Raw genomic sequence first — 6,065 nt, 5'->3', positions numbered from 1 at the left:
TTGAGATGATGTTCTTGGCAAAACTCAGCGGTAATCTGTAACTCTTTAGAAAACTCAGACATAAAAAAATCGGCCTCAACTATGTTGAGACCGATTATGAACCCTGCTCAGGATCGTTCAATTATTTAAAACGATCAGCATTAAGCACATCGCTCGGTTTTTCATTTCTTACATTTGGTTACGCAAGTAGCTCGTTAGCGGTGTTCACTACGTTTTCTACTGTGAAGCCAAACATTTCAAATAGCTGTTCAGCAGGAGCTGATTCACCAAATGTTGTCATACCGATGATGCGACCACCAAAACCAACATACTTGTACCAGAAGTCAGCAATGCCAGCTTCGATTGCAATACGTACAGTAACGTCTGATGGTAATACTGATTCACGGTAAGCTGCGTCTTGCTTATCAAATGCATCTGTTGATGGCATTGATACAACACGTACTGCTTTACCTTCTGCAGTTAGTTGCTCAGCAGCTTTTACTGCAAGCTCAACTTCAGAACCTGTCGCAATGAAAATAAGCTCAGGTTTGCCTGCACAATCTTTCAGTACGTATGCACCTTTTGCGATGTCAGCAACTTGCTCATCAGTACGCTCTTGCTGTGCAAGATTTTGACGAGAGAAGATCAGCGCAGATGGACCATCTTTACGCTCAATCGCCAGTTTCCAAGCAACCGCAGATTCTACTTGGTCACATGGACGCCATGTGCTCATGTTTGGCGTTAGACGTAGAGAAGCGATCTGCTCAACCGGTTGGTGAGTAGGGCCATCTTCGCCAAGACCGATTGAATCGTGCGTATAAACTTGGATGTTCTGAACTTTCATCAGAGCGGCCATACGCATCGCATTACGAGCGTATTCCATAAACATTAGGAATGTTGCACCGTAAGGAACGAAACCGCCGTGTAATGCGATACCGTTCATAATAGCTGTCATACCGAATTCACGTACACCGTAGTGGATGTAGTTGCCAGCAAAGTCTTCTGCTGTTAGTGACTTAGAACCAGACCACATAGTTAGGTTCGAAGGCGCTAGGTCAGCAGAGCCGCCCATAAATTCAGGTAGCATTTGACCAAACGCTTCTAATGCGTTTTGTGATGCTTTACGTGATGCGATATTTGCTGGGTTAGCTTGAAGATCCGCAATAATTTGGTTTGCTTTTTCTTCCCACTCAGCTGGTAGTTCACCGTTTAGACGACGCTTAAGTTCAGCCGCTTCAACAGGGAATGCTGCTGCGTACGCTGCAAACTTTTCATTCCATGCCGCTTCTTTCTCAGAACCTGCTGCTTTTGCATCCCACTCAGAGTATACATCTGCTGGGATTTCAAATGCTGGGTGTTCCCAACCAAGGAATTCACGTGCTGCCGCAATTTCTTCAGCGCCTAGTGGAGCACCGTGACAATCATGTGAACCTGATTTGTTTGGAGAACCAAAACCAATGATAGTTTTAGTACAAATTAGCGTCGGACGAGGGTCTGCTTTTGCTGCAATAATTGCCGCATTGATTGCGTCAGCATCGTGGCCGTCTACAGCTGGGATTACATGCCAACCGTAAGCTTCAAAACGCTTAGGCGTGTCATCTGAGAACCAGCCCTCAACGTGACCATCGATAGAGATGCCGTTGTCATCCCAGAATGCCACTAGCTTACCTAAGCCTAGAGTACCCGCTAGAGAACACGCCTCATGTGAGATACCTTCCATCAAACAACCGTCACCCATGAAAACATAAGTGTGGTGATCAACGATGTCGTGACCTTCTTTATTAAATTGTGCTGCTAATGCTTTTTCAGCCATAGCCATACCAACCGCGTTGGTGATGCCTTGGCCTAGTGGACCAGTTGTTGTCTCAATACCAGGAGCGTAGCCATACTCTGGGTGGCCTGGTGTTTTTGAGTGCAATTGACGGAAGTTCTTCAGATCATCAATTGATAGTTCGTAACCGCTAAGGTGCAGTAGTGAGTAAATCAGCATCGAACCATGGCCGTTTGAAAGAATAAAACGGTCACGATCAGCCCACTCTGGGTTCGCTGGGTTGTGGTTTAGATGAGAACGCCAAAGAACTTCGGCGATATCAGCCATACCCATAGGTGCGCCTGGGTGGCCAGAGTTAGCTTGTTGAACACCATCCATGCTTAGAGCGCGGATTGCGTTGGCTAGATGTTTACGAGAAGACATGACTGCTCCTGAGTGCATTAAGCGGTTAGAGATATAAGGAATAATGCGGGATATTCTCTCAAAGCACCTATAGCACTGCAAACGTTTTCCCGTCGAAATAGCGATAAAAATATAGGTTTCGTGCGCCAATTCCTCAAATAATGGGGAAATTTATATTTTTAAGGCAAACGTTTGGTTGTGATCGAGTCGAAAAAAAAGCTTGTAATTCGAACAGCCAAAACTAGAATAGACGTCTAGATGTAGATACACCTACAAATTAACTGTATTAATCGGTGGTTGGCGCTCGTTCGCTGGCTGCCTAGAACTATTTAAGTGGAGCTCTCATGGCTAAGCACCTGTTTACTTCTGAATCTGTTTCAGAAGGCCATCCAGATAAAATTGCAGACCAAATTTCAGATGCAGTACTTGATGCGATCTTAGAGCAAGATCCTAAAGCACGTGTTGCTTGTGAAACATACGTAAAAACTGGCATGGTGATGGTTGGTGGTGAAGTAACCACTTCTGCATGGGTTGATATCGAAGAAATCACTCGTGAAACCGTTCGTGAAATTGGTTACGTACATTCAGACATGGGTTTCGATGCAAACTCTTGTGCAGTACTAAACACGATTGGTAAACAGTCTCCTGACATCAACCAAGGTGTTGATAAAGCAGATCCAAAAGAGCAAGGCGCTGGTGACCAAGGTATCATGTTTGGTTACGCAACTAACGAAACTCCAATTCTAATGCCTGCTCCAATTACATACTCTCACCTACTTGTACAAAAACAAGCTGAAGTACGTAAGAGCGGCAAACTAGACTTCCTACGTCCAGATGCAAAATCTCAAGTAACATTCCAATACGACCAAGGTAAAATCGTTGGTATCGATGCGGTTGTTCTTTCAACTCAACACTGTGATTCAGTTTCTACTCCTGATTTACGTGAAGCAGTAATGGAAGAGATCATCAAGCCAGTTCTACCTGCAGAATGGCTAACTAAAGATACTAACTTCTTTATTAACCCAACCGGTCGTTTTGTTATCGGTGGCCCAATGGGTGACTGTGGTCTAACTGGTCGTAAAATCATCGTAGATACCTACGGCGGCGCAGCTCGTCACGGTGGCGGTGCGTTCTCTGGTAAAGATCCATCAAAAGTTGACCGTTCTGCAGCTTACGCAGCACGTTACGTTGCGAAAAACATTGTAGCAGCAGGCATGGCTGATCGTTGTGAAATTCAACTTTCATACGCTATCGGTGTAGCAGATCCAACATCAATCATGGTTGAAACGTTTGGTACTGAAAAAGTATCTCACGACATCATCATTGAAGCTGTACGTCAATTCTTCGACCTACGTCCATACGGTCTACAAGAAATGCTTAACCTTCTTCAGCCAATCTACAAGAAGACAGCAGCATACGGTCACTTTGGTCGTGAAGAATTCCCTTGGGAAGCGACTGATAAAGCAGCAACGCTACGTGAGTTCGCTGGCCTTAAATAAGCCTTACCGAATTCGTAGATTACCCCTCGCCATGGCGGGGGTTTTTTATGCCTGTCATTCCATCTAACGCTGGTAAAAAAATCGGCCTCAAACAAAAACGTCTTCAATAGTTGTAAATTGTCACATTCCCGCCAATAGTTAAATAAATGTTAAAAAGATTTCATATCGAAATGATGGATGTTGGCTAACGTTACATGATGTCCCCTACGTTGCCCGACATCTTACCGACCATGCCTTGGTCATTAGGTGAGAACAATCAAGGAGGACGTATGCCTCGAACCGTCAATACTTCAGACTTCGACAGCAAACGCAAGGAAGAGCATAAGCAACACTACGCACGGACTATTCCCTGTAATCAAGTCAGTTTAACTGCCCCTTTTCACTGGCTCTCGTCAGGCGTGAATGATTTTGTCCGAATGCCCATTATCAGTGGCTTTTATGGCCTGTGCTTTATGGCTGCCGCGATAGGTATTGTGCTATTGGTTCAATGGCAAGGCTCGCATCTTGTTGTCATGCCAAGCTTAGTTGTTTACATGTTGATTGGCCCCTTTCTCGCTCTCGGACTTTACGACGCTAGCTGGGAAAAAGAACGAGGGCACAATGCAAGCCTACTCCATTCAATGAAAGCCATTGGCCGTAATTCAAGTTCACAATGGGCTTTTGCTGTTCTACTTGCGGTGTGTATGATTTTCTGGATGCGTATCGCTGCCCTACTTCATGCACTATACCCATCCGTGCAAGGCGCTCCTTTAACTGACTTCTTACCTTTCCTTGTCATTGGTTCCATCGTCGGGTTCATTTTAGCTTGTATCGTATTCAGCATATCTGCATTTTCGATTCCTCTCATGATGGAACGTCGCGTCGATATGATGACGGCGGTCTTCACTAGCTTTAATGCTGTTCGTTCTAATATTCCAGCGATGATTGTCTGGGCAGGACTCATTGGCGGAGGCGTTCTCATTGGATTTGCCACTTATGGAATCGGCATGCTATTTACCATGCCGATCTTAGGCTACGGTACATGGCACGCCTACCATGATGTGATCAAGAAAAAGCACCATCCATAAAGATGAAATGATATGATCCGCCCCTGCTAAACATGCAGGGGTGTTTGTATTGAAAAACCAATTAAGTGCAGATCTAATCAGCCAAGCAAAACAAGTGATGTTGAAATGCGTCACCATCGCAGAACAATCATTACAGCGCAGTTTCCCGACGCCATCGATTCATTTCAACGTGCGAGGAAAAGCGGCTGGCAAAGCGTATTTGCAACTCAATGAAATTCGCTTAAATCCTCTGTTGTTTATCGAAAACCAACAAGCGTTCTTTGATGAGGTCATTCCTCATGAAGTTGCTCACCTCATCACTTACCAATGCTATGGGCGAGTAAGACCTCACGGCAAAGAGTGGCAGGGGATGATGCAAAATGTCTTCAATATCCCAGCAAATACCACTCATAACTTTGCCACTAAGACAGTACAAGGGAAGACGTTTGCCTATCAATGTAACTGTACGACTTACCCTCTATCGATTCGTCGTCACAATAAAGTTTTACGTAAACAAGCCAGTTATCGCTGCCAGCGTTGCCGATATGAACTGACCTTTAATGGCGTCCAGTTAAGCTAATTTCTAAACTTCAAAAATATCAGCAATAATCCTGACTAACTGAGTGCTATCATTGATAACGTCATACTTTTATAAGACTTTATTAATGAGAATTTTAGCAGTTTTATTTTTTACGCTACTCACCAGTAGCGCATTCGCAGCCCATCCAAGCTCATTTAGCCAAGCCAAAAAGGTCGCGGTAAAAATCTATCAAGACCACCCTATCAGCTTCTACTGTGGTTGCGATATTCAGTGGAAAGGCCGAAAAGGCATCCCTGATCTAGAAGCTTGTGGTTATCAAGTTCGCAAACAAGAAAAACGAGCTTCTCGCATTGAATGGGAGCACGTTGTTCCCGCTTGGCAATTTGGTCATCAGATGCAGTGCTGGCAAGATGGTGGCCGCAAGAAGTGTGGCAAGGACAAACGCTTCAAAAAAATGGAAGCTGACCTACACAACTTAACCCCGGCTATTGGTGAAGTGAACGGAGACCGCTCGAACTATAATTTTAGCCAATGGAATGGTGTCGATGGTGTTTCCTATGGCCGCTGCGAAATGCAGGTTAACTTTAAACAACGTAAGGTTATGCCGCCAGATAGAGCCCGAGGTTCAATTGCTCGTACCTACCTTTACATGAGCAAAGAATATGGATTTAAGTTATCTAAACAACAAAGTAACTTAATGCTCGCTTGGAATAAGAAATACCCAGCAGACTCATGGGAGTGTGAACGAGAAAAAAGGATTTCGAAGGTTCAAGGTAACCATAACCCATTTGTGGTTGAAGCCTGTAAAACCCAATAACCCGATTCAA

5 protein-coding genes are annotated in these 6,065 nt (G+C 44.5%); 4 read left to right on the top strand and 1 reads right to left on the bottom strand.

Going from position 1 to position 6,065, the window contains the following annotated elements; genetic code table 11:
• Positions 1-178 precede the first annotated feature (178 nt).
• Positions 179-2,173 (bottom strand): transketolase, encoded by a 1,995-nt coding sequence (gene tkt / locus DZ860_RS22320; protein ID WP_120035398.1) that lies wholly within the window; start codon positions 2,171-2,173, stop codon positions 179-181.
• Between the two features lie 323 nt (positions 2,174-2,496).
• Here tkt and metK point away from each other — a divergent pair, with 323 nt between their 5' ends.
• From metK to endA, 4 genes are all read left to right on the top strand, one after another.
• Positions 2,497-3,651 (top strand): methionine adenosyltransferase, encoded by a 1,155-nt coding sequence (gene metK / locus DZ860_RS22315; RefSeq protein WP_120035397.1) that lies wholly within the window; start codon positions 2,497-2,499, stop codon positions 3,649-3,651.
• Positions 3,652-3,920: 269 nt separating this feature from the next.
• Positions 3,921-4,718, top strand: coding sequence for a DUF2189 domain-containing protein (locus tag DZ860_RS22310; RefSeq protein WP_120035395.1), 798 nt, complete (start codon positions 3,921-3,923; stop codon positions 4,716-4,718).
• Between the two features lie 49 nt (positions 4,719-4,767).
• Positions 4,768-5,277, top strand: a complete 510-nt coding sequence (locus tag DZ860_RS22305) for a SprT family zinc-dependent metalloprotease (RefSeq protein WP_279386841.1) — start codon at positions 4,768-4,770, stop codon at positions 5,275-5,277.
• 85 nt (positions 5,278-5,362) lie between these two features.
• On the top strand, positions 5,363-6,055 hold the full coding sequence (gene endA / locus DZ860_RS22300) for a deoxyribonuclease I (protein ID WP_120035393.1): 693 nt from the start codon (positions 5,363-5,365) through the stop codon (positions 6,053-6,055).
• Positions 6,056-6,065 lie beyond the last annotated feature (10 nt).

This window comes from Vibrio sinensis (genome assembly GCF_003605645.1).
Taxonomy (GTDB): domain Bacteria; phylum Pseudomonadota; class Gammaproteobacteria; order Enterobacterales; family Vibrionaceae; genus Vibrio; species Vibrio sinensis.
The sequence above is the reverse complement of the archived record's forward strand: the minus strand, read 5'-3'. Positions and strand labels throughout refer to the sequence as shown.

Bases quoted from the DNA above. Each gene is read 5' to 3' on its own strand.
- tkt (WP_120035398.1), bottom strand. From the start codon at position 2,173: ATGTCTTCTCGTAAACATCTAGCCAACGCAATCCGCGCTCTAAGCATG.
- metK (WP_120035397.1), top strand. From the start codon at position 2,497: ATGGCTAAGCACCTGTTTACTTCTGAATCTGTTTCAGAAGGCCATCCA.
- DZ860_RS22310 (WP_120035395.1), top strand. From the start codon at position 3,921: ATGCCTCGAACCGTCAATACTTCAGACTTCGACAGCAAACGCAAGGAA.
- endA (WP_120035393.1), top strand. From the start codon at position 5,363: ATGAGAATTTTAGCAGTTTTATTTTTTACGCTACTCACCAGTAGCGCA.